The sequence below is a fragment of the Parvularcula bermudensis HTCC2503 genome, assembly GCF_000152825.2.
GTDB lineage: Bacteria > Pseudomonadota > Alphaproteobacteria > Caulobacterales > Parvularculaceae > Parvularcula > Parvularcula bermudensis.
Map to the genome: position 1 here is coordinate 1,773,578 of NC_014414.1, position 26,294 is coordinate 1,799,871.

The following is a 26,294-nucleotide window of genomic DNA, read 5'->3' on the forward strand; positions in this document are numbered from 1 at the left end:
ACGGTCATGCCCCTTTTGTTTAGCGGGGGCTGATCATCTTCTCGGGACGGACAATATCGTTGTAATCTTCCTCCGTCACAAAGCCGAGATTGACGGCCTCTTCCCGCAAGGTGGTGCCGTTTTTGTGGGCCTCCTTGGCGATCTTTGTGGCGTTGTCATAGCCGATCGTGGGGGCGAGGGCGGTCACGAGCATCAGCGACCGCTCCATCAGTTCCTTGATCTTTTCTTCATTGGCGGTGATGCCGACGACGCATTTCTCGGTAAAGCTCACCGCGCTGTCGGCCAGGAGGCGGATCGACTGAAGCGTGTTGAAGGCGATGACCGGCTTGAAAACGTTCAGCTCGAAATGGCCCTGGCTGCCCGCAAAGCTGACTGCGGCATTGTTTCCCATCACCTGGACGCACACCATGGTCAGGGCTTCGCATTGGGTTGGATTGACTTCCCCGGCATAATTGAGGATCCCGGCTCATTTTCCGGCAGGGAGATCTCGCCGAGGCCTGAGCGCGGACCCGATCCCAATAGGCGAATATCATTGGCAATCTTGAACAGGCTGACGGCGATCTCATTAAGGGCGCCATGGGCCTCGACCATCGCGTCATGAGTGGCGAGCGCCTCGAATTTGTTGGGGGCCGTGACGAAGGGCAGTTTGGTAAAACTGGCGACTTCTTCGGCGAATTTTTCGGCGAACCCTGGTTTGGCGTTAATCCCCGTTCCCACGGCCGTCCCGCCCTGGGCAAGGGCATAAAGACGCGAGAGCACGCCTTCGGCTCGCGAGATGCCATTGTCGACCATTGCGACGTAGCCAGAAAATTCCTGGCCGAGGGTTAGCGGGGTTGCGTCCTGAAGATGGGTCCGGCCGATCTTGATCAGGTCTTTATAGGCTTCAGCCTTGTCGTTCAGGGCATTGCGCAATTGCCCAAGGGCGGGGACGAGGCGGTGCACAATTTCCTCGGCAGCCGCAATGTGCATGGCCGTGGGAAACGTATCGTTCGAGCTTTGGGAGCGATTGACGTGATCGTTGGGGTGGACGGGATCCTTGGAGCCGATCTCGCCGCCGAGAATCTCGATGGCCCGGTTCGCGACGACCTCGTTCGTATTCATATTCGATTGGGTGCCCGAGCCGGTCTGCCATACCGATAGGGGGAAATGGCCGTTCAACTTGCCCTCGGCCACTTCGGTCGCGGCATCGACAATTGCGTCCCCGATTTTAGCGTCGAGATTGTCGAGGGCCATATTGGCCTTCGCCGCCGATCGCTTCACCACCCCAAGGGCCCGCACCAGGGGGGCCGGCATGGTTTCGGTGCCGATGGCAAAATTGATCAACGAGCGTGCCGATTGGGCGCCGTAATATTTGTCGACCGGAACCTCGAGGGGGCCAAAGCTGTCGGTTTCTGTGCGTGTGTCGGACATGAGGGGCCTCGATGATTGGATATGAGGGCCCCTTTAAGGCGTGTTTGGCGGCCCGTCACGGTCTCTCGCATAATCCCCTTTAGGCAGGCAGGGGCAACTTTGGGCAAGGGCCCCGCGCGGGGCGGGGATCAGGGCGTCCTCATCTATTTTTTCGGGCGCGTGGCCGAGGGAGGATCTGAGGCCGGAAACGTATCCTCAAGGCCCTCTTCGAGTTGTTCTTTAGGCGTGAGCGGCCGATCGGCCTCGTTGTCCGACTGGTCGGGGGAGGGGTGGTCTTGGGCGGTGGGGTCTTGCGAGGTGGGGTCGGGGGTCATTGATTAGCTCCTAACGCTAGGGCGGTAACGTCAACGGCCCCGGGGCTGTTCCTGGACGCGGATGGGGCGCCGCGCGAACGGGCGGCACCCCAAGGGGGCTAGGGCGGACCGGCTTGCGCCACCCGCACACTGGTTTCGGTCAGCCCGTCACCAGTTTCCAGAAGGTGTCACTGTCAATCAAATCAAGCAGATCGGCGAGGACCCCGAGGGCAAACAGCGTGATGGCGACCGATTTCGCTATTCGCCGCCTCGGTCGCCGTGACCGTTCGGGCTGATCGATAGTGATGCCTTCCGGATCGAGGATGATCGTGATCCGGCCCTCCGACTGGGGAAGATCGTCGAGGGCGTCTTTCACGGCTTTTTTGACGGTGACCCAATCTTCCTCGCGGATCTCGTGGGCGATGGCTCGGTATCGTCCGAAATCATATCGATCAAAGCGGTCCATTTTCATTCTGCCGGTAGGCACCTCCGGTTCGTATTATTGACGGCTTAGAGAACATCTTATTTGATTATTAACCGACGCACCAGACCTCGGGACTTCGATATTCGGGTTTTTCCCCAATATGGAACGGAAATGGTCAAAATTATCTCGTTTTTGGACACATCCCTTATGGAGAGTCAGGTGGGGGGGAGGGGGCATCATCGCCTTCGCTGGGGAGATGATGGGAAAATGTGGGAAAAGATGGGTAATCCTGTTGACGAAAATATTCTCGAAGAATAGCTTGTGCCTTACGCCAGATGGGGCGCGCCCTATCTGGATTTTATTCATTCCTAACGGCGGAGCCCCCGGGGGGAGTATGCGCGGATATTGTCGTATAGCGGCAGAGAGGCTTGTCTTCTTGACCAAGCCGAACGCTGCGTCGCGCCCCTTGGCAGGTTTCGGGTCGAGGAGGATTTCATGGCAGTGACAGCACGGACTTCGGACTTTGAAAAGAAGACGTTCAACCTACCCAGCTCGGTGATTAACGATTTCCCAGAGCTCGCCGAGCGTCTCGGGGTCGCCTCCGACACCGATGTCGTTCGGACGGCGATCCGCCTTCTCTATTTTCTGCATCACAATATCGAGGCCGGGGATAGTCTGCGGATCTGTAAGGCGGATGGGCGAGAAATCGACGTCGCCATGTTTCTGCGCTGATCCTTTCCCTCCCTCTTTCATGATGACGGGCCCCCCATGAGCTCAGGTCGAGGGCGTGTGCGCATCAAGGTCCAAGGCCAAGATGCCCTCATTCTGATCGATGGGGTAACGACCCAGACCCGTGCTCTGAAGAAGATCGTATCCGCCCATATGCGGCGGCAGGTGGCCTTTGTCCGGCCAGCCTTCGGCCCCTTCGAGGCGCGGATTTGGACAAGCGTCCTCGCGGAGACTCGGGGCCATCACGATGTCGACAATATCGCAAAGGCCGTGCTCGATTCCCTTTCGGGTCATATCTGGCGGGATGATCGCTAGGTGGTTCGGTTGATTTCCGAGCGCTTCATCGGACCGCAAAACAGAATTGCCGTGCGCGTGCGTCCCTTGGCGCAGGGCCCTGAGGCCCTGCCCCTCGACGAGGGATTATTCGACCTCTGATCCAGACGATGCCTCGTCTTGCGCGTCGTTTGCCCCCTTTGGCGCCTCTGTTGACGTTTCGAGGTCGTCGGGGAGCATTTCCTCCACCGCGTCAGTGACCTCTTCGGCTTTTTCCGCGGCGGCGGCGGCAGGGGAAGGCGTTGTCGCGCCTGGGGCGGTGGGGGTGGCCATGGAAGGGGCCGTCGCCGCCGTCAGCGCCGATCGATCGCCGCTATTGTAATAGGCGATGAGGGCGGTTTGCTTTTGGCTTTCTTTCTCGATCTCGTTTTCGACCTGGGTTCGATAGGTCTCAAGACGCGCAAACGCATCCGCTACCCGCACGGCTGACTGGGCATCCTTACCCGACATCAGCGCCTGCTCCTTGGCTTCGATGACCCTGCCAAGCAATTGGATCTCATCCCAGCGGGCGACGATGCAATTCTTATAGGCGCGTACCCAGTCAGGGTGCACCGAGTAGGATCCGTAGGTGTCACCGATCAGGGCGGTCATCTGCAATCGAAGGGTCTGACAGCTGGCCAATTGCGTATCGACCTCGCCGATGCGCTCGGCCAGGGCGATGGGGCCCAGCTCCTCAGCTTCCGCGTCGTTTATGACGCTGGCCGCCTCAACGGTCTCAGGGGGCCCGAAATACGTCCCCGCGATCTCTTCGGGGCCGTTATCGATACCGGGCGCGGTGGGTTGGGTGACCAAAAAGACGGCCATCAGGATGGGCATGGAACTCATCATCGGGAAATACCTCTCACAACCCCTCTAGGCTGGCGCGTCCTGCGCCTGCGTTCAATAGGCGTTGGCGCCGCTCTTTGGGGAGTGGCTGAGCGCTTTATGCAATTGCACCCGAAGGACATATCCCGTCGCGATGAGACCAAAGAGCCCCGCGGCGCGAATCCCCAGAATAATCCCGTCCTCGGGGAGCATTTTGATGCGATAGGCGAGGTAGGGCGCGATCTGATCCATCGAATAGCCGGACAGGGCCATGGTCAGATACGGCCAGGATCGATCCACCATGAACGCCAGCACCGCCATTTTCAGGGGCAGGAACCGGCGTGAGCAGAGCAGGGACGCAATCAGCCCAATCCACAGCGCACGGCTGAGGTCTGCGCCTGAAAAGGCGATCGAAAGGGCATGGGGGACGTCCAACATCGTACCGCCTGTTTGCCGTAAGAGTTCCTAAAGAGACGTCAATTCTCCACAACGGCCTTTGGCGGCGTGAGAGGGGCTATACCCCAGCGAAGTCGGCGATCAGATTGCGAATACCGGCATCAATATCGCGCCATTCAGACAGATATTCTTTTTTGAATTTATACTTCACCGACACGGTCCGGCTGAGATCGTAGGTCCGATAGCATTCGGACGGGATCACGCCTGAGGGGTCCTCCAAATAGCAGAACAGGACCGCCATTTGTCCATCGCTCGCCTCGCCCAAGAACAGTTCCTTGTCCGTATATCCCGATGGCGCCCCGGTGATCTCTCCCGCCGATTTGAAGCGATAGTGCGTCAGTCCGTAGTCGAAGGGCTGCCCTTCCTGATCGGCCAGATGCGGCTTATACTGAATTTCAAGCCGATCGGCTTCCGAGAAGGGGAGGGGCGCTAAGGCGATTTCAATATCGATCCGGCGACTATCGGTGGCATTCTCGATAAAATCCCGGCGGCGCGAGGGGGTGAAGCCGTCGAAGCGTGGCCAGGAGGCAAAAAGCGCCAGGACCTCGCGGTCGCCGTTCCGCCGATCCTTGGGGTAAAGTGTGTAGTTCGCGGGCACCTCGAAATCGATGCCCCCCACCGTTGCGGTGATGGTGTCGTCCGCAATGGTGGGGCGGAGCTTGTTCCCGGCGATTTCTTCGACGTCCGGCCCGAAATAATAATAGAGGAAGACGGCACTCAGCACGAGTGTTGCGACCAACAGCATGAGGGGATAGCGCCAGGAATTCTCTTCCCGGACTTCTTCGCCGCCGATTTGATAGCTACCCTGCGCCATGAGCCTCCAAAACGCTGTCATCTCCGCGCCTCGCGCCATCGGCGCTGTAGACGCAGGATAGAAACTGCCGCCGCTGAAGGAAAGGCATCGCAGCTCGATTTTCGGTCGCCGCGCCAACCGGGCGCGTATCGCTCTCTACAGCATGCCTTCTTGACCAGCGCCATGACCGCCCTTAGTCGCCTAGGTCGAACTTGTTCCCTATCGTAGGAGAATACGCCATGTCCCAGTCCTTCGACGTCGTAGTCATTGGGGGGGGACCTGGCGGGTATAATGCCGCCATACGGGCCGCGCAGTTGGGCCTCTCGGTGGCGTGTATCGAAAAGCGCCCCAGCGGGCGGTTCGGCGGCACTTGCCTCAATGTCGGCTGTATTCCTTCAAAAGCGATGCTCCATGCTTCCGAGGCCTACGCTCATGCGAAATCCCATCTGAAGGAGTTGGGCGTCAAGGTCTCCGGCGTGGAACTCGATCTTCCCGCCATGCTCGGCCAAAAGGATGACGCGGTTCAGGGGCTTACGGACGGGATCGCGTATCTCTTCAAAAAGAACAAAGTCACGGGCCTTAAGGGGCATGGGCGGATCGAAGGCCCTGGCAAGGTCATTTTGACCGACGAGGACGGTAAGGAAGAACCGCTGAGCGCCTCGACGATCGTCATCGCCACCGGCTCGTCGGTCATGTCACTGCCGAATGTCGAGATCGACGAAGACGTGATCGTCTCCTCTACCGGGGCCCTTGAGTTGAAAAAGGTGCCCGACCACATGGTCGTGGTGGGGGGCGGCTATATCGGGCTTGAAATGGGCTCGGTGTGGCGCCGCCTTGGGGCCAAGGTGACCGTGGTCGAATATCTCGACCGCATCACGCCGGGTATGGACGGTGAAGTTTCCAAACAATTCATGCGTATCCTGAAGAAACAGGGAATGGAATTCAAGCTCGGCACGAAGGTGACGGGGATCGAGAAAACAAAGCAAGGGGCCACCCTGTCCCTGGAACCCGCCGCCGGCGGGGAAAAAGAGACCTTGGAAGCCGATGTCGTCCTGATTGCGATTGGGCGGAAGCCGCATACTGAAGGGTTGGGGCTCGACACTGTCGGCATCAAGACCAATGACCGGGGGTTCATTCCGGTGGACGATCATTACCAGACCGGTGTCGATGGCATCTATGCCATCGGCGATGTCACCCCCGGTCCGATGCTGGCCCACAAGGCTGAGGACGAAGCCGTCGCGGTGGCCGAAATCATCGCCGGCAAAGGCGGTCACGTGAATTACGATGTGATCCCCGGCGTGGTCTATACCGATCCCGAAGTCGCCATGGTCGGCAAGACCGAGGAGCAATTGAAGGATGAGGGGGTCGCCTACAAGGTGGGGAAATTCCCCTTTACCGCGAATAGTCGGGCCAAGACGAATCACGAAACGGACGGCTTTGTGAAAGTGCTGGCGGATGCCGAAACCGACAAGGTTCTCGGTGTTCATATGATCGGCACCGGGGTCGGCGAAATGATCGCCGAAGCCTGTCTTGTGATGGAGTTCGGCGGCTCTTCGGAGGATATCGCCCGCACCTGCCATCCTCATCCGACCCGTACCGAAGCGCTGCGTCAGGCGGCGATGGGGGTCGAGGGCTGGACGATGCAAGCCTAGGCCGGGCACTGCGTTGCGGATCACGGCGATGCACCCGGCCAGGGAAGGGAGCCTGCGACCTTGTCACGCGTTACGGGGAGTAAGGAGGCCCCATGGCAACGTCGTCGGACAGTACAGATCCCCTCGAAGACATTTTGGACGAGGCCATCGATAAGACCGATGGGGGGTGCGCCTCGGTCCAGGATATTCTTGACAGTTTCGGCAGCCAGTCCCTGGGGCCGGTCATCCTGCTGGCCGGGATGATCGTGATCATTCCAGTGATCGGCGCCATTCCCGGCGTGCCGTCTATTGTCGGCCTGTCGGTCTTCCTCTTCAGCGTTCAATTTCTCGTGGGGAAGCGGTCGATTTGGCTCCCCGAGGCTATTCGCACCGCATCGATTGAGCGCCAAAAGCTCAAGACAGCGCAGGAAAAAGCGGCGCCGTTTCTCCGTTGGGCCGACACGCTTTTTACCGAACGGCTGACCTTTATGTCGTCATCGGTCATGGAGAGGGTGTCGGCGGGGGTCGTCACCGCCCTGGCCGCCGCGATGATCCCTATGGAGCTCATTCCCGGGGCCGTTGCCGTGCCTGGCTGGGCAATGATCTTTTTCGGGGTGGGTCTGATGGCACGGGATGGGCTGATGCTGATCCTCGCCTTTCTGGCAAGCCTCGGCACGGTCTATTTGATCGCAAGCGTCCTCCTCTAACCGGCGCCGGGGCGAAGGGGGCTCAGACCCCCTCCTCTTTGGGGAGGTCGATGGCGCCCAGGTCGCGCACCAGCGGGCGCCACCAAGTCGGCGCCGATCCAGCGGCATAGACCGCCGGCGCGTCCCACCCCACCGCCGATTTCGGCCAGGCGGGATCGGTCTTCTTTCGCCCGATGACATGGAGGTGGAGCTGCGGCACCATATTGCCAAAGGCGGCAAGGTTCATCTTGTCCGCCTTTACCCGGGCCGACAGGGCCCGCGCTGTCTCGTCCGCCTCGTCCCACAGGCGCGCCCGGTCGGGAGGCGCCAAGGCAAAGCTTTCCCGCACCCCCACAAGGCGCGGCACGAGGACGAGCCAGGGGAACCGGTGCTCGTTTCTGAGCAGAAGGCGACAGAGGGGGAGATCGGCCATAGCCAGCGTTTCGCTCGCCAGCCGCCGATCGAGACTCCATCTGGTCATCGGGGAGCAATCTCCTTAACGTTTCTGTGACGGTCGCGTTCGGCCCACTCGCCTTGTGCATTCTTAGGAGCTTCGGTCCATGGCCCTCAATCTTCTCATCCCCTTCACGCTCATCGGGCTGTTCGGCATGGCGATCGCCTTGTTCCGTATGCGGAATCAGCCAAAGGGGCTCTATGTCCTTTTCTTTGCAGAGATGTGGGAGCGGTTTTCCTATTACGGGATGCGGGCGCTGTTGGTGTTCTATCTCACCAAGCATTTTCTTTTTACGGACGATGCGGCGTACGGCATCTACGGTGCCTATACGACCCTCGTCTACATCATGCCGGTGATTGGCGGGGTATTGGCGGACCGGTATCTAGGTCAGCGTCGAGCGGTGACGATCGGGGCGATCCTCCTTGTGCTTGGCCATCTTGGCATGGCGATCGAGGGGGAGCCGGTCCAGCCGGGGGGCACCGCGGACGGCACCATCCTCAATATCTTCTATCTCTCCCTGGCCCTCATCGTCATGGGTGTGGGGTTCTTGAAAGCCAATATCTCGACCATTGTCGGCGAGCTTTACGCCAAGACCGATCCCCGCCGTGACGGCGCCTTCACGCTATTTTACGTCGGCATCAATTTGGGGGCGTTTCTCGGCGCGATCTGGGCGGGCTATCTGGGCGAGGTCCATGGCTGGAAATATGGCTTCGGCCTGGCCGGCGTGGGAATGTTGCTCGGGCTGATCGTCTTCGTTCTCGGCAAGCCGCTGCTCAAAGGGGCGGGAGAGGCACGGGACGAGACGCTTCTCAATGCCAAGCGCTTTATGGGGCTTTCGACCAAGTGGATGATCTATCTGGGGACCTTGATCGTGACCCTCCTGGTCTGGCTGGTGGTGCGCGATCAGGCGGTGGTTGGGGTTATATTGGCGCTGACCGGGGCGATCGTCGTTGGGTATGTGCTTTATCGGGCGGTCTTCACCCTTGAACCTCACGCGCGGGACCGGATTTTTGCGGCATTGATCCTCATTTCCACCCAGGTCCTGTTTTGGGCGCTGTTCGAGCAGGCGGGGTCGTCGCTGAATATCTACGCCGATGAGCAGGTCGACCGCACATTGTTCGGCGCGGAAATCCCCGCTTCGGTCTTTCAGTCGCTCAACGCGTTCTACATCATCTTCCTGGGACCGATCTTTGCCGCAACCTGGGTGTTCCTTGCCAACCGCAACCTCGAACCGACCGCGCCGCAGAAATTCGGCCTCGGCGTCATCCAGCTGGGTCTTGGCTTCCTGGTCCTGGTGTGGGGGGCAGGGGGGGCCGATGCCTTAACGCCGGTCCTGTTCCTGTTCCTCATCTATCTCCTTCATACAACGGGGGAGCTTTGCCTCTCCCCGGTGGGCTTGTCGGCGATGACCAGGCTCTCCGTGCCCAGCATGGTGGGCTTGATCATGGGGACCTGGTTCCTGGCCTCCGGGGCGGGGAACTTTGTGGCGGCGCTCATCGCTCAAGCCACCGGGTCAGGCCGTATCGAGGGGGCCGATGCCCTCGACCCCGTGGCGCAAAAGGCCTTGGTGATCGATGTCTACCAAACCGTCGGCTGGGTCGCCGTGGCCGTCGGGGGGGGGCTTTTGGTCGTGGCACCGCTGATCAACCGATTGATGCACCTCTCGACCCTGACCGACGATGAATTGCCGGGCCTTCACGCGCATCAGGCGGAAATTCCGGTGGACGAAACCCCGCAAGGGGGAACCACCCGCCCCGTCTGATCAGATCGGTCATTGTCGTCGGTGTCGGCGCTGTGCGAGCGCTAGGCGCCGGGGACGTCGCTCAACCGCGCCACCGCCGCGTCGGCGAGCGCCGGCGTGGCCGCCAGGATCACGCGCCCGCCGGGAAAGGCCGGTGTCACGGGGTCGCCGGTCCAGGTGACAGCCCTTCCCCCGGCCGCCGTCACGAGGGCGGCGGGGGCGGCAATATCGTACCAGTTCAGCGCCGCTTCCACGGCGAGATCCATTTCCCCCATCGCCACCAAGGCGAACCCATAGGCGTCGAGCCCGAAACGGCTGACCCGGCAGTCATGGGAGAGGGCGTCAATCGCAGCAGCTTCGCTGGCCGACAGATAGCCGCCTTTATTTCGGGGGTCGGTGACCAGAAATCGGGCGTCGGCAAGGGTCTGACAATCGCTCGGCGCCACTGTCTGTGGGGGGGCTTTTGCTCCCCGCTGATAGAGCGCCCCGTGGCCGACGATTCCAATCCATCGCTCCTCGGTAAAGGCTTGAGAGATCGCGCCCGCATAGGGATGCCCCTCGACCTCAAGACCGATGAGAGTGGTAAAGACTGGGATGCCGCTCATGAACGCTCGGGTGCCATCGACGGGGTCGAGAACCCAGCGGATTGCGTCTTCGCCGACGGTTTCCCCTTCCTCTTCGCCTAAAATGCCGTGGGAGGGGAATTGGCGTGCGATTTCTCTCCGCAGCGCCCGCTCGGCGGCCCGGTCGGCCTCCGTGACCGGGTCAAAGCCAAACCGATCCTTGTTTTCCACAGCCGTTCCGCGTCGAAAGCGGGGCCGGGTTTCGGAGTCGGCGGCGTCGCAGAGAGTTGCGAAAGTCCCGAACAGCGCATCAGGAGAAGGCAGCATGTCGCGCTGCTATCGCCGTGAGGCGCCCTCGGCAAGCCATCCTTCGCGGAGATTAGGCGGCCCCCGCGAGGGTCTTGGCGAGATCCAACAGGCGACGACGGGGACCTTCCTTCAGGCCGTAATAGGCGCGGATCAGATCGATGGTTTCTTTGTTGGTCAGCACTTCAGGCGAAATGGTATCGGCCTCGGCTTTTGCTGCCGTGCTCTCTTCCATCTCCGGGCTCGACAGGCCCTCGAAAAAGTAGCTGACGGGAACCTCCAACGCTTCGGCCAACGCCCAAAGACGGGAAGCGGAGACCCGGTTGGCACCGGATTCGTATTTCTGGATCTGCTGGAATTTAATTCCAACACTTTCGGCCAAACGCTGTTGCGTCATGCCGAGGAGGCTGCGTCGTTGCCGTAACCGGCGGCCGACATGACTGTCGATGGGATGGGCCATCTGTTTGTTCTCCTAGGGTCTAACTCAGTGACCCAAGGAGAATTTCAAAGACTGTGCCGAATGCCCGCCGGTCGGAAATCCTTTTGTGCCAAGGATTTTTCACAGCGCCTCGAATTCGACTAAAATTCGAATTAAAATCCAATCAAATCCACGCTAAATGTAAGGCTATGGTCTTCATCAAGGCCGTCTTCCTCACGATTTTCGTACTGATAGGCGAGGGACCAGGTCAGACATTCATCCGCCCAGCGCAGGATAAGACGCTGTTGAATCGTTTCGCTGAGATTGAGATTTTCCAGCCAAGTTCCCCCCAAATCCAACCGTTCGGAGAGGGCGTAATAGACCCCGGCCGTGAGGAACTCGTCCCGTTCTTCCTGGGAAAGCAAGTCGTTATTGTCGACTCTTAAGTAATTGAGTGTGCCCGCAAACCGATCGCGTTGGCCCCTAATATCCGTTTCGATCCGGCGAAGGGTGCCGTCCTCGTCATCGACGCGGAATTGGGTCGCGGCGGCGAAATTGTCTCTGAACGACACATCCACCTCCCCCACTATGTCCGAAGATGTGTCACCTAGGCCGGTGTCCTCGAGAAATTGACTGGAGTCCTGCGCCCGCCATTGCTGTCCGACGGATCCCCCCACGGACAGCCCGTTCGCATAAATCGCGGAGGCGGACAGCCCGAGATTGATCCGCTGGCCCTCTTCCCAAAGATCGTCGCCGGTCGACTTGATCCAGTCGAAAAGGGTCACGGTATCGAATTGGAAAAACGCGCTGTCTTCGTTGAAGATGTCGTCTGTGTAGTCCTCGCGCGGGGCGATCACGAGCTGCGCCCGCGGTTCAATGATGATGCTGACGTCTTGCGCAAACCGGGCAAGCGGATAGGACCACTCGACCCCAGCGGTCGGTAAATACCGGGTCGAACTGAAGGCATCCACGAGGCCTTCATTGGGGAGGAATTCCCGACATTCCTCATAGGTGGTGAACTGGCCGCCGACAAAGGCGCCATCGCGGCATTCCTGAAGCCCCTGATCGGCGTCCTGATAGCGATAGGCGTCGCCACGGACCTCGGAGAACAGGCGCAAGCGATGACCGCCGGCGGTCAAATGGGTCTTCTCGTAGCTTGCCCGGGCGATGGCGCGCGCTGTGTCGAGCCCGGCGGGACGATGTAAGACGAGCGCCTGACCACCAAGGGTGAGGGTGCCGCCAATACCAGGAAAGGGATAGCGCCGCTCATGGGTAATGCGCGGCAGGGCATCGGCCATGAAGTCATTGTCCTCGGTCGGTCGCAATGACTGAAACATCAACGCTCTGATATCGGTGAACGAGTCCGCGGTATCCCGCGTGAACGCCAATTCGTTCTCGAGCCGGTCGGGCTGGAGAATATCGACCGCTTCCTTGAGGGCGCCATCCGGGGCGACGTCGTAGGTGCCGAGGTAATTCTTGTCGGAGACAAGGTCGATATCGACGCTTGCCACCCATTCGTCTTCAAGATCCGTCGCCGCTTCGGCGAACACATGCCATCTGGGGCCGACTGTCGTGTCACCCAGGGCCCGCAATTGATCGATCTCGCTGCCGCTGAGGTCGCTCTCGATCAGCACAAGACCTGTCTGTGGATCTCTGATCACCCCCTCGGGGGAGATCATCCCCGCCTGGATGACGGCGCCCCCCTTCGGGCTCAAGACCCGGTACTCGCCCTTCATCATGGTGCCGAGATTGGTCATGTATCGGGGGGAAAAAGTGGCGTCCTGGTGGTCTGAGATCGCAAAGTAATAGGGGATATCGATCTCGAATCCGGTGCGAGAGGAGGTGCCGAGGGAGGGCGGTAGGAAGCCACTGACCCGCTCGACGCTGGGATCGGGGAATTCGAAATAGGGTGTATAAAAGAGCGGAACGCCGAAAGCCTCGAAGGTGGCGTGGCGGAACCTGATTTTCTGACCGTTGGTATCCTGAATGACCCTCACCGCCTTCACTTGCCAGGTCGGCGGGGTGGCGCTGCCGTCCTCATCGCAGACCTCGCACGCGGTGTAGGTGCCCCGTTCAATGGTGTTCACCCCATTCGCGCCACGGGTCACGGCGGCGCCGACCAACCGGCCCTGCTCCCCCAAAAGGGCGCCGAAATTGGTCGCCACCCCCTGTTTCAGATCGCCGGTGAGGTCCACTTGATCGGCATAAAAGCTTCGGCCGTCGGCGGTCGTGACCACGACCTCACCTTTGGCGGTGACGATATCGTTGATCGGGTCATAGATGAGGGTGTCGGCCAGCAGCCGTTGGTCGCCTGCATAGGCTTCGACGCCGCCCTCAGCGACGATGGGAGAGTTCGCCGTCTCGCGGTAAAGCGTGTCGGCGCGGAAAAGAACCGTTTCCTCGGTGGCAATCTCCGAAGACTGTTGCGCTGTGCCGACCGTCGCAACAGTCAGGGAGAGGGCGGCGATACTCGTACTAAGCAAAGTCATCAAAAAGGGACGCGGGGGCCAGCTACCCTGCCGGTGCTGGCGGTTCGCGCCCCGAACGGCAAGGCTTTTTCCACGATGAGCGCGTGCTGCTCTTTGCCTAAACGCCCCGTCGGCCACGCCGTCTCCATTCGTTAACCGCCGTTATCCATCTTCGCGGTAGAGGAGAAGAGTTACCGCAAAGAGAACAGCGAGCAGGGCCGGGGCCCATGCGGCGAGGCCCACAGGAACGATCGCGGCCTCGGCAATGGCGGCTGAAAGTTCCGACAAAATGAAGAGAAGAAAGCCTGCCAATATGCCCATTCCCATAAGCAGGGCCGTGCCGCCCCCCCGGGCATTCATGCCCAAGGCAAAGGCGCAGGCGAGGATCACCATGGCTGCAAGCTTCAGCGGTAAAGACCATAGAGCGTGATAGCGGAGGCGAAATTTGGTCGTCGTCATGCCCGCATCCCCCATCAGGCGGATCGTTTCGGGCAATGCCCAGACCGACAACGTGTCGGCGGTTTGACGGTCCTGATCGAGTAGGCGCAGGTCGATCGCCACGGGCACCTCGATCTCAGCTTCGATCTGTGGAGCGGTCGTCGCAATGCTGGTCGAGCGGCGGGCTTGCATAAGGCGAAGGACTTGAGCGTCGATCAGCGCCCGCGGGGCATCGAGACGCTCGATAAAGGCCCCGTCCTGGGTTCGGCGCCAAACGGTCACTTCCTCCAGTACCGGATCATTCTCACGGTACCGTTCAGCGTGAAGAAGAGCGATGCCGTCGCTTCCGATCTCATTTTGGCGGAGCCAGAGATGAGGTCGCTTGGCGGCAGCCTCTTCTCCGCTGCGCGCCTCGTTCTTCACGGTCTGCGCGGTCTCGGCAAGGCGGGCGGCAAGGGGGTCGAGGGTTGTGGCGATCAAGAGACCCGCCGCGACAGCAAGGATCACGGGAGGGAAAATCAATCGCCACACCGACAGTCCCGCGGCCCGTAGAACGGCGATCTCTGACATTCGGGCCATCTGGCCATATGCCCAAAGGGTTCCGAAAAGAAAAATGAACGGGCTGAGGCTGAGGATCAGTTGCGGGGTACGGAGCAAGGTCAGCCTGAGGGCGGCAATCGGCCCGGCACCGGGAATCCGCGCAATATCCCGCATCGCTTCGATGAGGTCGACCGACACCACAATCAGCCAGATGACGAGGAGGAGGCCTAACACCCCCCCTAATGTGCGCTTTGCCAGATAGCCGAAGGTGACGGTCATGCGGTTCCGGTCCTCCCGCGCTGAAGACCCGCGGCAATCACCAGCCTCGTCCCCTCAAGCCGGACAAGACCGCTCAGATAGACCGATCCGAGAAGGATCACCGCGAGGGGAACGATATATTGAAGCCCGTTCAACGCCCCAAGATCCGCGGCGAGCCCCTGGAGAAGAAACCCGCCAGTCCGCAAAAGGAGGGCACAGCCGATCGCCATCAAGACCTGCTGACCATATCCGCGGCGCGATATGGGGGGGGAGAGGAGAAAACATAAGGCGACCACGGCAAGGGCCGGGCAATAAAGAGGCGTTGCCAGCCGGGCGTGGCCGGCGGCGCGGTAACGGTCGGCCAGGCGGGCAATCGAGGGGTCCGAAAGATCGGGATTGAGAAGCTGCGAGACCGTCCGCTCGGTCTCATCGAGGCTCCGGCCCCCCGACCCACGGTCAAAGGCGGCAAGGTCCACGGCGGTTTCGATATAGCGGAAGACATCGACCCGCCCGGTCTCGCGATCGCGATATTGGACCGTCCCCTCGATCAACAGGAGCTTCGGGCCGGTTTCCGCCATCTGAAAAAGCCCCCGCTCCGCCGTATATGTCTTGGTCTCGCGGGGGTCGGAGCTGTCATTGATGAACAGGCCGATGAACTGGCCGCCGGGCCGAACCTCTTGGGCGAACACGGTAATTTGCGCGGTGGGCTGAACGAACACCCCTTCGCGAATGAGGCTTTGAGCGATGTCCGATCGGACATCCTCAACGGTCTGGCGGAGTTGGCGATAGGTCTTTGGCTGGAGATCGGCGTTGATATAGAGACTGACCAATGCGGCCAAGATCGACAGGACAAGCACGGGCCTTGCCAGACGTAATCGCGAGGCGCCGGCCGCCCGCATGGCGGGCAGCTCACTGTCCGTCACAAACAGGTTGAGGGCGTAAAGAACGGCGGCAAATACCGCGAAGGGAAGAATCACCCCCACAAGGCTGGGGATGAGGAGGACGGTCACGCGGAGGAAAGACAACAGGCTTCCCCCATCCTCCACCATCAAATCGACCCGTTGAAGCATCTGGGTGAACCAGATCACGGCGGTCGTGCAGGCGAGGATCAACAGGAACGGGACGGCGACCTGTTTGAAGATATATCGGTCAAGGAGGGTCAAAAGCCGGGCTCGATGTTGCTTATCGACAAGGGGTTGGCCTTCGCGGCAAGAAGCCGTCCGATAGCACGCACAATACCGACGCGTCACGCGTTCGCCGAAGAAGGAGGTCGATGACCATATGGAAATCCGTTTCACCGATGAAATGCCGAAAACCGGGCTGGTGGTTGTGCCGCTGTTTCAGGGCGCTGTCGAAGGTCCCGCCCTCGAGGCCGTGGATGCGGCCAGCAACGGGGCTGTGATGCGGGCCGTGAAAGCCGCGAAATTTCGAGGGAAAAGCGGGGAGACGATGACCCTGCCCGGGCCCGTCGGCCTTGATGACGCGGTGATCGTGCTGATCGGTCTTGGCAAGGCCGAAGATGTCGAGGCCTCCCTGGCGACGGGGGTCGGCGGGAAAGCCTTCGCCCAGGCGAAAAATAATATGGCCAGCGTCAGTCTTCTCATCGACGGCTTGTCGGTCGCCGGTGAGACCGGCGCGACTCTCGCGGTGTCGGCCGCCCTTGGGGCGACGCTACGTGCCTATGAATTCGGCAAATATAAAAAGAAAACAGCGGCGACGGATCGTGTCGCGGTCGAGCAATTCTCTATCGTCGGGAAAGGCATTGCGCATGCGGCCGAGGCCTATGAAGCCGAAGCCGCAGTGGCGGAGGGGGTTGCGCTGGCCCGCGATCTGGTCAGTGAGCCGCCGAATGTTCTCCATCCTGAGCATTATGCCGATCGGTGCCGTGAACTCGAAAGTCTCGGTGTCAACGTCACCATTTTCGATGAGGCGCAGATGGCCGATCTAGGCATGAATTTGCTGCTTGGGGTCGGGCAGGGGTCGGTCCGCGGCTCCCGTATGGCGGTGATGGAGTGGAAGGGCGGTGCCGAAGGCGAGGCGCCCATTGCGTTGGTCGGGAAGGGCGTGACCTTCGATACTGGGGGGATCAGCCTCAAACCCCCGGCAGGTATGGAAGAGATGAAATTCGATATGGGCGGGTCGGCCGCGGTGGTCGGGGCCATGAAGGCGCTCGCCGGTCGTAAGGCGAAGGCGAATGTGGTCGGGCTCGTTGGTCTTGTCGAGAACATGCCCGATGGAAACGCGCAGCGACCGGCGGATATCGTCACGTCGATGTCCGGTCAAACGGTGGAAATTCTCAATACCGATGCGGAGGGGCGGCTCGTCCTGGCCGATGTCCTCACCTATGCGCAAAAGACCTATCACCCCAAGACGATTATCGATCTGGCGACCTTGACCGGGGCCATTATCATTGCCCTGGCCCATGATTTTGCAGGTCTTTTTTCAAAAACAGATAGCCTTTCCGAAGCATTGTTGGCGGCGGCCCATAAAACTGGGGAGGAATTGTGGCGAATGCCTGTCGGAAAAATGCATGACGAAATGATAAAATCCGACGTTGCCGATATGAAGAATGTTGGGGGAAGAGAGGCGGGGTCTTCGTCCGCTGCAGCTTTTCTTGGAAAATTCATTGAAAATGGTGTAGAATGGGCCCATCTAGATATTGCGGGTACTGCCTGGACAAAAAAAGATCTCGATATCTGTCCTAAGGGCGCCACAGGATACGGCGTTCGGCTTCTTGATCGCTTTGTGAGAGAAACTGGCGAGGCGTAAGTCGGCAAGGTTCGCAAGTGTGTTGAGTGGGTAAAATCTGTATCAGGTGCGTAAATGGAGGAAACAGTCATGAATATGCGACATCGACTTTCTGCTGGTCTTGCGGCTCTCGCCCTCGGAGTGGGCGGAGCGTCCGTCGCCGCTGCGCAGAATGCTGAGCCTTTTTTGGACTATGAGGCGCTGAAAGCGTCGCTTGCCGACAAGCCACTTGTGATGAACGCGGATCATGGGGCGGTAGGCTTTGTCGCCACGTCGTTGATCGGTTCGAAAGTTCGCGGCAGCTTTCAGGATTTCACGATGACCATGTCTGGGGGTGAGGGGGGACAGATCCTCGTCAGCGCGGAGTTCCGTGTCCCGACGATGGAGATCAATCGCCGTCGTAATCTCGTGATGAGCGAAGATTTTCTGTATGCTGATCGGTATGATACCATCACCTATCGTGGGGCGCTCGACCCCGATAGCCTGATAGATGATACGCCGATGACCGGGGTCGTTCTTGGTGAATTGACGCTCCGCGGCACGTCTCAGCCAACGCAGCTCATCGTTGATCTGACCTGCGACGATATCGTTGATTGTCCTGCTTCCAGCCTCGTCATCAATGGGGTCATGGAAATCAATCGACAGGATTTCGGTATCACGTCCATGCCTGGTATCGTGCGCAACGAAATCGAAATCCCGATCGGCGGTCATTTCCGTCCGCAAGTCACGGATTGATGACGGGCGAATAGGTCCCAATAGTGCCCAACAAGGTGACCGTGTCAAGGAAAACGCGGTTACTGACGTTCTTGTCTTGACGGCGCCAGGGGTTCTTGGAAAACTAACAACCTAAATTGACGGCAACCATTAAAAAAACGCCGTTGTGGAGGAAACAGATATGTTGACGAAAAGATTTTCGACCGTCCTGTCGGCGGCTCTCATGGGTGTTGCTGGCTTTGCGCTGGCGGCAGGGAATGCGAATGCGGGTGCCGCCGCCGCCGTAAGTTCAGAATTTGCGAGCCGGATGCATGCCACCGTGGCAACGGCGCCGATGACGATGGCCGAGGACACTGGCTCGATTGGCTTTGTGGCCTCCCAGCTCGTCGGCGGCAACGTCAAAGGGCAATTTACCGATTTCGACGCCGTGGTCAGCGAAGACAGCACTGGCCGCCTGTTTCTCTCGGCGAAGCTCAATGTGCCGACCGTTGAGGTGAATAAATTCCGTGGGATCGTCATGGGCGACGGTTTCTTCGCGGCGGATGAGTATCCTGAGATTTATTATGAGGGGTACGTCGATCTCGAAGGGGTATCGCCCAATGGCGAGGGGACGGCGATCGTGAATGGCAACCTCACCATCCGTGATATTTCCAATCCTGCGCAGATCACGCTCAGCATCGATTGCGCCGGTCGGACGAGTTGCCCCGAGCAAGGGCTGACCGTCGTCGGTGACATGAAAATCGACCGTCAGGCATTCGGGATGAACGGCATGCCCGGTCTGGTCCGTGACGAACTCGTGATCCCGATTTCCGGCAGTCTGCTTCCGCAGGTGGCTCAATAAGATCGGCAGCCGGGCATTCCCTCCTCGCCGATATTGGCGGGACGAACGCCCGGTTCGCTTTTCGTGACCCGATGGGGCGAACGGTCTTTGCCGTTCGCCTCAAGGCGCGCGAATATCCCACTTTTGAAGAAGCGGTGGGAACCGCGATCGAGCATGCCGGTGTGCGGCCCGAATGGGCTGCCATTGCGGTGGCCGGTCCGGTTGAGAATGATCGAGCCCAGTTTACCAATGTGGATTGGTCTGTGAGCGCCGACTCCCTGCGGTCACACTTTGCCTTTTCAGAAGTCCATCTGCTGAACGATTTCGAAGCTCTCGGCCATTATGCGGCGACCCCCGATCCGTCTGGGCTTTTCGTGCTGCGCCGTGGACATCCGAGCTCTGGCGCGCCGAGGCTCGTCATGGGGCCCGGATCGGGCCTTGGTCAGTCCATCGCGATCCCGCGGGCGGGCCCCTTCGCCCCCTCGGTGATTGCCGCGGAGGGGGGGCATACCTTCCTACCCATTGCGACCGATGACGAGGACCGCCTGCGTGGTCGGCTTCACGCGGCGTTAGGTCACGCACCGACGACGGAGAATGTACTTTCGGGCAGTGGGCTTATGCGGCTCACGAGCGCGATGCTCGGGGAGAATGCAGCGGCCTATCCCAGTGCGGCGGCGTTGACCGGCGCGGCTCTTAACGGGGACGAGGCAGCTCGTCGGGTGACGACGCAATTCTTCAATTTTCTCGGCTCGGCCGTCCGTAATGCCCTTTATGCCACGGGGGCACGGGGGGGCGTTTTCCTGGCGGGCGGGATCGTCCCGCGATTGATCCCCCTTATTGCCGAAAGCCAGTTCCTCTCCCGTGTGACCGAAAACGATCCGTGCGGCGCTTATCTCGCAAACATCCCTATCACTGTGATCGTCGCCGAGGGGGCCGCGCTCGATGGTGCCTGGCGCGCCCTCGCGGCACATCGCTCTCTTTCAGGGGCGAACGGGGCCGCCCTCGGCTTCGCCTGAGGGGGGGGGCGGTCGAGCGCTCCTTCCCCGCAGATCTCCCCTCGGCTATCCCGCCGCGTCCGCCGATTGAAGAAATGTCGCGATCACTTTTTTCTGCCCTGCTTTTTCGAAGGCGACATCCACCTTGTTGCCTTCAAGGGCCGTGACTTCGCCATAGCCGAACTTTTGATGGAAAACCCGATCGCCCAGGGCAAACGGGCTGCTTCCCGGTGTGCTCGACGCCACAAGGCGCGCTGCGCCCTCAAGGGCTGGGGCGGTGCTGGCCCCTCTTGCCCGTTGGGCCCGCTGCCAGCCAGGGGTGCGATAGCTGCGCTCGGGGTCGGCGGCGATATCTGCAAAGCGGGAATAGGCAGGCAGCTCGGCGGCTTTCACCCCATAGAGACCGGGCTCGGACAGAACCTCGATTTCCTTCTCCGGTAGTTCATCAATGAAGCGCGAGGGGAGACTGGACTGCCAACGGCCATAGACCTGTCGATTCGCCGCAAAGCTGATATGGCATCTCTCCCGCGCCCGGGTCACGCCGACATAGGCCAGGCGTCGTTCTTCCTCGAGGCCCACCTGGCCATTATCGTTGATCGCCCTGCCTGAAGGGAAGATATCCTCCTCCCATCCCGGCAGGAAGACGACCGGAAATTCAAGACCCTTTGCGGCGTGGAGAGTCATCAACCATACCTGCCCCTCGCCGGTGTCGCCACTGCGTTCGGCCACGAGGCTCACATGGTCGAGATAGCCTTCGAGGGTTTCAAACTCCTCCGCCGCCTGAACCAATTCCTTGAGATTTTCCAGCTTCCCCTGGGCCTGGGCGGTCTTGGAGGCTTTCCAAAAGGCGATATAGCCGGATTCCTCAAGCACCGTCTCGACAAGGCGCCCTGGCGCCAGATCCGCCGCCGCGCTGCGCCAGCGGGCGATATTGTCCAAGAACTCCTTCAGAGCCGAGCGGCTTTTCCCTTTAAGTTCATTCGTTTCGAGGAGCGCCGCGCCCGCAGCGGACAGGCTGGCGCCCATCTGACGTGCCACTTGCGACAGCTGGGTCAGCGTTTTGTCGCCAAAGCCGCGCCGTGGCTTGTTGATGATACGGCTAAAGCTGAGATCATCGTCGGGATTCCGCACCAGCCGCAGATAGGCGAGGGCGTCGCGTGTCTCTTCGCGTTCGTAGAATCGCGGACCGCCAACAACCTTGTAGGGCAGACCGGCGGTGTTCAACCTTTCTTCAAAGGCGCGCATTTGGAACGATGCCCGGACGAGTATGGCAATGTCGGAGAGGGAGCGGCCCTTGACCTGGGCCGCTTCGATCTCATCGCAAATCACGCGCGCTTCTTCCGGGGCATCCCATACGCCGCGCAGGGTCACGGCCGCCCCGTGGTCGGCATCGGTCCATAATGTCTTACCAAGCCGATCCTTGTTATGGCTAATTATATGGGTCGCTGCGGACAATATGGCGCCGGTGGACCGATAATTCTGCTCAAGGCGGATCACTTTGGCCCCTTGAAAATCCTTCTCGAACCGGAGGATATTTTCGACTTCGGCTCCCCGCCAGCCATAGATCGACTGGTCATCGTCACCGACCACACAGATATTCCCGCCACTCCGTCCTTCGTCGTCGGTTCCCAAGAGGCGCAACCAAAGATACTGGGCAATATTGGTGTCCTGATATTCATCGACCATGATGTATCGGAAACGGCGGCGAAAGGCGTTGAGAATATCCGTCTCTTGACGAAAAATCGTCAGGTTATGGACTAAGAGATCGCCGAAATCCGCGGCATTGAAGGTTCGAAGCCGTTCTTGATAAGCAGTATATAGATCGATGGCACGACCGTCGGCAAATTGGAAGGCATCGTCCTTGGGCACCTCTTCTGGACGTAGCCCACGGTTCTTCCAAGCGTCGAGAACGCCGGCAAGGCCACGCCCCGGCCATCGCTTTTCATCCACGCCGGCCGCGGAGATCACTTGCTTGCACAGCCGGATCTGATCGTCTGTGTCGATGATCGTGAAGGCGGGGGTCAGCCCGACAAGTTCGGCATGGCGGCGCAGAATGAGCGCGGCAACCGAGTGAAAGGTGCCCATCCATCGCATCCCTTCGACCTGATCACCGACCAGGACCCCAACGCGCTCGCGCATTTCTCGGGCGGCCTTATTGGTGAAGGTCACGGCGAGGAGGTCCCACGGATTGGCTCGGCCAGAGATCAACAGATGGGCAAGCCGAGTGGTGAGGGCGCGGGTCTTCCCCGTTCCCGCTCCGGCCAGCATCAAGACCGGCCCCTCGGTGGTGAGCACAGCCTCTTTCTGGGGGGGATTGAGCCCCTCCAGATAGGCGGGAGCATCCGAGGCGGTGGGGGTAAGACCCGACAGGGCCCGTTCTGTGAGGGAAGCCATAGGCTTCATATAGGGCGATCCGCGTTGGCCCCGCTAGCCCCGAACAAGAACAAACTGAAAACAACGCTTGCGAGAGGGGTTGGAACAGGATAGGAACACGTAGGGAACAAAAAGGGATAGACTACCATGAATTCATCACCCACCATCGACCGCGTCCTCCTTCGCCTCCGCGATCTCGCTGGATTTGCCGTCTTGCTCGGCGTCATTGCGATCAACTTCGTCGCCTAGGGGAGTGTTGATAATCCGTCCCTGGTGACGCGGGAGAAGAAGGGCATAGTGTGGCAATGGCTAAGACATTTGTTCATCTCCACCTCCACTCGTCCTATTCGCTGGCGGAGGGGGCTATTCCCGTATCGAAGGCGCTTCAGCTGGCCAAGGGCCATCAAATGCCCGCCCTCGCGGTGACGGATACGAATAATCTGTTCGGCGCTCTTGAAGTGGCGGAGATCTTGAGTGCGGAGGGGGTCCAGCCGATCCCCGGCATTGAGCTGAAAGTGGCGACGGAATCGGCGGAGCCAGTGCGTGACGAGGCGGGTAATCTCGCCTCTATTGTTCTCCTCGCGCAAAATGCAGTCGGGTTCGAACGATTGATGGCCCTGTCCAGCGAGGCGTTTTTGACCCCGCTTGAGGGAGAAACGACCGGTGTGCCGCTCTCGGCAGTTCTTCAAAGGACAGAGGGCTTGATTTGTCTGTCCGGCGGGGCCCTCGGCCCGATCGATCGGTTGCTGGCGGAGGGACGGTGTTCTGAGGCGCTGGCGCTTCTCGATCGGATGGCGGCAGCTTTTCCCCAACGGTTCTATGTCGAATTACAACGTCATCCGCACCATGATCGGACGGATCAGCAAGGGCGGTATCCGGAGGAGCGCGCGTTGGTCGAGGCGGCCTATGCGCGATCCTTACCCATAGTGGCGACCAACAATGTGTATTTCCCAAGTCCCGCAGATCATGCGGCCCATGATGCTTTGCTCTGTATTGCGGGGGGGCGATATCTGAGCGAGGTCGATCGTCGGCTGGTCAGCGAAGATCATTATTTTAAGAGCGCCGAAGAGATGTCGGGGCTGTTCAAGGACCTGCCCGAGGCGATCGAGACCACGGTGGAGGTCGCCCAGCGGTGCGCTTTCCGGCCCCGCACACACCAACCGATCCTGCCCAGTTTTGCCGGCGACTTGGCCGGGGAGGTCGCGGAGCTTCGCCGTCAGGCCGAGGAAGGCCTTGCAGCCCGACTGGCCGACATCCCAGCCGCAGCGCCGCACCAAGACTATTATGACCGATTGGAGCGGGAGCTTGGGATCATCGAAAAGATGGGATTCCCCGGCTATTTTCTCATCGTTGCTGATTTTATTCAGTGGGCGAAATCGGCGGGAATTCCCGTGGGGCCGGGCCGGGGGTCCGGCGCAGGGTCACTCGTGGCCTACGCGTTGACGATCACCGACCTTGATCCCTTGCGGTTTCATCTTCTCTTCGAACGGTTCCTCAACCCCGAGCGGGTGTCGATGCCGGATTTCGATATCGATTTTTGCCAGGATCGTCGCGATGAAGTGATCGCCTATGTCCGTGACCGCTACGGGGCCGACAGGGTCGCCCAGATCATCACCTTCGGTAAGTTGCAGGCCCGGGCGGTCCTGCGGGATGTGGGGCGGGTGCTGCAAATGCCTTTCGGGCAAGTTGATCGGCTGTGTAAGATGGTGCCGAACAATCCCGCCAATCCCGTGACGCTCAAAGAGGCGGTCGATGGCGAACCCCGGTTTCGGGAGGAGCGCGAGCGCGACCCGATGGTGGGAACGCTGATCGATACGGCCCTCAGACTTGAGGGGCTCTATCGACATGCGTCGACCCATGCGGCGGGCGTAGTTATCGGTGATCGTCCGTTGACAGAGCTTGTGCCTCTCTATCGTGATTCGCGGTCGGACATGCCCGCTACGCAATACAACATGAAATGGGTGGAGCCGGCCGGACTGGTCAAGTTCGACTTCCTCGGTCTCAAAACGCTGACGGTCATTCAACGCGCCTTGGATTTTCTCAAGGCGGATGGGACCGATCTCGATATTTCAGCGATACCGCTCGACGATCCGGCTACTTACGATATGTTGGGCCGTGGGGCGGCGATCGGTGTGTTCCAGCTTGAATCTGCGGGTATGCGGGCGACCCTTAAGGGGCTGCAAGCGGATTGTCTCGAAGATATCATCGCGCTGGTCTCGCTCTATCGTCCGGGGCCGATGGATAATATCCCTACCTATATCGAGCGGAAGGCGGGGCGGGAGCCGCCCGATTATCTTCATCCCCTTCTCGAGGACGTCCTGAAAGAAACCTATGGGGTCATCATCTACCAAGAGCAGGTGATGCAGATCGCCCAAATTCTCGCCGGCTATTCCCTCGGCGAGGCCGATCTTCTGCGTCGCGCCATGGGCAAGAAGAAAAAGGAGGAGATGGACAAGCAGAAGATCCGATTTGTCGACGGGGCGGCCGAGAAGGGCGTGTCGGCGGCGAAGGCCGAGGGGATCTTCGAACTGGTCGCCAAATTTGCGGGCTATGGGTTCAACAAATCCCACGCGGCCGCTTATGCATGGGTGAGCTATCAGACAGCCTATTTGAAAGCGAACCACCCCGCGGCCTTTTTGGCGGCGTCGATGTCGCTTGATCAGTCGCTCACTGACAAACTTTCAGTCTTCGTGGCTGAGGCGAAGCGGTGCGGCGTCGTGGTGGAGCCGCCCTGTGTGAACGAGTCTCAAGCGGACTTTGCCGTCTCGGGCGAGACATTACGGTACGCGCTTGGGGCGCTCAAAAATGTCGGGGCCGAAGGGATGCAGGTGCTGACCACCGAACGCGCGCGCGGCGGCCCTTTTCGGGATCTCTATGATCTCGCTGAACGGGTGGATCTTCGAAAAGTCGGAAAGCGGAGCCTTGAGCAATTGGCGCGGGCGGGGGCCTTCGATGCGCTGGGGGTCGATCGGGCATCCGCGATGGCTGCGGCGGATTTCTTGTTGCGGTACTCGGCGGCGGCGGCCGAGGAGCGCGGTAGTGCCCAGGCGGGACTTTTCGGCGGCATGGCGGAGGGGGAGAGCCTTGCTCGGCCCGCCCTGCCCCAGTGTCCGCCCTGGCCGAATGTTGAGCGTCTCGAGCAGGAGAGGACCGCCCTTGGGTTTTATATGAGCGGGCATCCGCTTGATGATTTCGACTCCCTCCTGGCGGCGAAGGGGGCGGTCTCTTACGCGGATATTGCAAGCGTGGTGGGAGAGGGGGAGTCGCGCCATGTCTGTCTGGCGGGGGCGGTGAACGAAGTCACCCGACGTCGTTCGAAGAGCGGAAAGCCTTTCGCATGGGTGCGGCTCTCTGATCGGTCCGGTGATTTCGAGGTGACTGTTTTCGCCGAGCTCCTTGAGGGGGCGGCGGATCTCCTCGAGCCCGGGCAATTATTGTTCATGGGCGTGACCGCTGAAGATCAGGATGGAGCCCTTCGGTTGACCGGAGAAAGCGTGCGGGCGCTGTCGACCATGGAAGCGGAGGGGCCCGGGGGGCGGCGCATGGAAGTCGTGGTGCAGCGACCAGAGGCGATTTACGAGATTAAATCCTGTTTGCAGAATCTAGGCGGGGCTGGGGGGCAGGGGGATTTGGTCTTGATCATTCCCGATCCGGCGCTCGATTGCGCGATCGAAGTTGCCGTTGAGGGACAAATGGCGGTGTCTGGCGCCGCAAAGAGTGCCCTTAAGACTATAGACGGCGTCGCCCAGGTCATCATTCACTAGAGTATTTTTCTAGCGAAGGGGGGAGCGGCTTGCATGAAGAAAATGCGATAAAACAAAGGCCTGGGAGAGGTTTCGCAACGCCGATTGTCCTTCAACAGCCTTAGAGGTGGTCCCGCGCCTTTGGCTGGGGTGCGC

At 60.2% G+C, this 26,294-nt stretch carries 22 protein-coding genes and 1 pseudogene; 10 read left to right on the plus strand and 13 right to left on the minus strand.

What is annotated here, in order from left to right; all coding sequences use genetic code 11:
* Positions 1-19: 19 nt before the first annotated feature.
* From fumC to PB2503_RS08370, 3 genes and pseudogenes are all read right to left on the minus strand, one after another.
* Positions 20-1,410: pseudogene (gene fumC, locus PB2503_RS08365) on the minus strand (class II fumarate hydratase).
* A 143-nt stretch (positions 1,411-1,553) separates the two neighbouring features.
* A complete protein-coding gene (locus tag PB2503_RS14765) occupies positions 1,554-1,724 on the minus strand; it encodes a hypothetical protein (RefSeq protein ID WP_013300806.1) in 171 nt (56 codons plus the stop codon).
* 139 nt (positions 1,725-1,863) lie between these two features.
* Entirely contained in the window at positions 1,864-2,169 is a 306-nt protein-coding gene (locus PB2503_RS08370; protein ID WP_041534957.1) for a hypothetical protein, read from the minus strand.
* Positions 2,170-2,622: 453 nt separating this feature from the next.
* Between PB2503_RS08370 and PB2503_RS08375 the strand changes: the two genes are divergently transcribed.
* On the plus strand, positions 2,623-2,859 hold the full coding sequence (locus PB2503_RS08375; protein ID WP_013300809.1) for a hypothetical protein: 237 nt from the start codon (positions 2,623-2,625) through the stop codon (positions 2,857-2,859).
* Positions 2,860-2,895: 36 nt separating this feature from the next.
* Entirely contained in the window at positions 2,896-3,171 is a 276-nt protein-coding gene (locus PB2503_RS08380; RefSeq protein WP_013300810.1) for a RusA family crossover junction endodeoxyribonuclease, read from the plus strand.
* A 105-nt stretch (positions 3,172-3,276) separates the two neighbouring features.
* On the opposite strand, the gene PB2503_RS08385 is transcribed toward PB2503_RS08380, so the two are convergent.
* The 3 genes from PB2503_RS08385 to PB2503_RS08395 form a co-directional block, all read right to left on the minus strand.
* Positions 3,277-4,017 carry a hypothetical protein gene (locus PB2503_RS08385; protein ID WP_013300811.1) on the minus strand — a complete coding sequence of 247 codons (741 nt, stop codon included), beginning with the start codon at positions 4,015-4,017 and terminating at the stop codon, positions 3,277-3,279.
* A gap of 51 nt (positions 4,018-4,068) precedes the next feature.
* The gene (locus tag PB2503_RS08390; RefSeq protein WP_013300812.1) at positions 4,069-4,431 is read right to left on the minus strand and encodes a hypothetical protein; all 363 of its coding nucleotides are present in this window, start codon (positions 4,429-4,431) and stop codon (positions 4,069-4,071) included.
* A 76-nt stretch (positions 4,432-4,507) separates the two neighbouring features.
* Positions 4,508-5,263, minus strand: a complete 756-nt coding sequence (locus PB2503_RS08395; protein WP_148235234.1) for a hypothetical protein — start codon at positions 5,261-5,263, stop codon at positions 4,508-4,510.
* A gap of 218 nt (positions 5,264-5,481) precedes the next feature.
* Here PB2503_RS08395 and lpdA point away from each other — a divergent pair, with 218 nt between their 5' ends.
* Together lpdA and PB2503_RS08405 are read left to right on the plus strand one after the other, a co-directional pair.
* Entirely contained in the window at positions 5,482-6,894 is a 1,413-nt protein-coding gene (gene lpdA, locus PB2503_RS08400) for a dihydrolipoyl dehydrogenase (protein ID WP_013300814.1), read from the plus strand.
* A 92-nt stretch (positions 6,895-6,986) separates the two neighbouring features.
* Complete coding sequence (locus tag PB2503_RS08405) at positions 6,987-7,580, plus strand: exopolysaccharide biosynthesis protein (RefSeq protein WP_013300815.1); 594 nt, start codon at positions 6,987-6,989, stop codon at positions 7,578-7,580.
* Positions 7,581-7,602: 22 nt separating this feature from the next.
* Here the strand turns inward: PB2503_RS08405 and PB2503_RS08410 are convergent, their stop codons facing one another.
* Positions 7,603-8,040, minus strand: a complete 438-nt coding sequence (locus PB2503_RS08410; protein ID WP_013300816.1) for an HIT domain-containing protein — start codon at positions 8,038-8,040, stop codon at positions 7,603-7,605.
* A 79-nt stretch (positions 8,041-8,119) separates the two neighbouring features.
* On the opposite strand from PB2503_RS08410, the gene PB2503_RS08415 reads away from it, so the two are divergent.
* On the plus strand, positions 8,120-9,775 hold the full coding sequence (locus PB2503_RS08415; protein ID WP_013300817.1) for a peptide MFS transporter: 1,656 nt from the start codon (positions 8,120-8,122) through the stop codon (positions 9,773-9,775).
* 41 nt (positions 9,776-9,816) lie between these two features.
* Here PB2503_RS08415 and PB2503_RS08420 read toward each other — a convergent pair whose 3' ends face one another.
* From PB2503_RS08420 to PB2503_RS08440, 5 genes are all read right to left on the minus strand, one after another.
* Entirely contained in the window at positions 9,817-10,644 is an 828-nt protein-coding gene (locus PB2503_RS08420) for an inositol monophosphatase family protein (RefSeq protein WP_013300818.1), read from the minus strand.
* Positions 10,645-10,696: 52 nt separating this feature from the next.
* Positions 10,697-11,083, minus strand: a complete 387-nt coding sequence (locus tag PB2503_RS08425) for a helix-turn-helix domain-containing protein (RefSeq protein WP_013300819.1) — start codon at positions 11,081-11,083, stop codon at positions 10,697-10,699.
* A 131-nt stretch (positions 11,084-11,214) separates the two neighbouring features.
* Positions 11,215-13,530: an LPS-assembly protein LptD gene (locus PB2503_RS08430; protein ID WP_013300821.1), complete on the minus strand. Its 2,316-nt coding sequence runs from the start codon at positions 13,528-13,530 to the stop codon at positions 11,215-11,217.
* Positions 13,531-13,671: 141 nt separating this feature from the next.
* Positions 13,672-14,766: an LptF/LptG family permease gene (locus tag PB2503_RS08435; RefSeq protein ID WP_013300822.1), complete on the minus strand. Its 1,095-nt coding sequence runs from the start codon at positions 14,764-14,766 to the stop codon at positions 13,672-13,674.
* On the minus strand, positions 14,763-15,908 hold the full coding sequence (locus tag PB2503_RS08440; protein ID WP_041534958.1) for an LptF/LptG family permease: 1,146 nt from the start codon (positions 15,906-15,908) through the stop codon (positions 14,763-14,765). Before PB2503_RS08440 ends, PB2503_RS08435 begins: the two co-directional genes overlap by 4 nt.
* Positions 15,909-16,026: 118 nt before the next feature.
* Here PB2503_RS08440 and PB2503_RS08445 point away from each other — a divergent pair, with 118 nt between their 5' ends.
* The 4 genes from PB2503_RS08445 (at position 16,027) to PB2503_RS08460 (ending at position 20,043) form a co-directional block, all read left to right on the plus strand.
* Positions 16,027-17,514, plus strand: a complete 1,488-nt coding sequence (locus tag PB2503_RS08445; RefSeq protein ID WP_013300824.1) for a leucyl aminopeptidase — start codon at positions 16,027-16,029, stop codon at positions 17,512-17,514.
* 69 nt (positions 17,515-17,583) lie between these two features.
* On the plus strand, positions 17,584-18,228 hold the full coding sequence (locus PB2503_RS08450; RefSeq protein ID WP_013300825.1) for a YceI family protein: 645 nt from the start codon (positions 17,584-17,586) through the stop codon (positions 18,226-18,228).
* Positions 18,229-18,388: 160 nt separating this feature from the next.
* On the plus strand, positions 18,389-19,048 hold the full coding sequence (locus PB2503_RS08455; RefSeq protein ID WP_041534959.1) for a YceI family protein: 660 nt from the start codon (positions 18,389-18,391) through the stop codon (positions 19,046-19,048).
* Positions 19,049-19,080: 32 nt separating this feature from the next.
* A complete protein-coding gene (locus PB2503_RS08460) occupies positions 19,081-20,043 on the plus strand; it encodes a glucokinase (RefSeq protein ID WP_274377718.1) in 963 nt (320 codons plus the stop codon).
* A gap of 45 nt (positions 20,044-20,088) precedes the next feature.
* On the opposite strand, the gene PB2503_RS08465 is transcribed toward PB2503_RS08460, so the two are convergent.
* Complete coding sequence (locus PB2503_RS08465) at positions 20,089-22,416, minus strand: ATP-dependent helicase (protein WP_013300828.1); 2,328 nt, start codon at positions 22,414-22,416, stop codon at positions 20,089-20,091.
* A gap of 284 nt (positions 22,417-22,700) precedes the next feature.
* On the opposite strand from PB2503_RS08465, the gene dnaE reads away from it, so the two are divergent.
* Positions 22,701-26,159, plus strand: coding sequence for a DNA polymerase III subunit alpha (dnaE, locus tag PB2503_RS08470; RefSeq protein WP_013300830.1), 3,459 nt, complete (start codon positions 22,701-22,703; stop codon positions 26,157-26,159).
* Positions 26,160-26,294 lie beyond the last annotated feature (135 nt).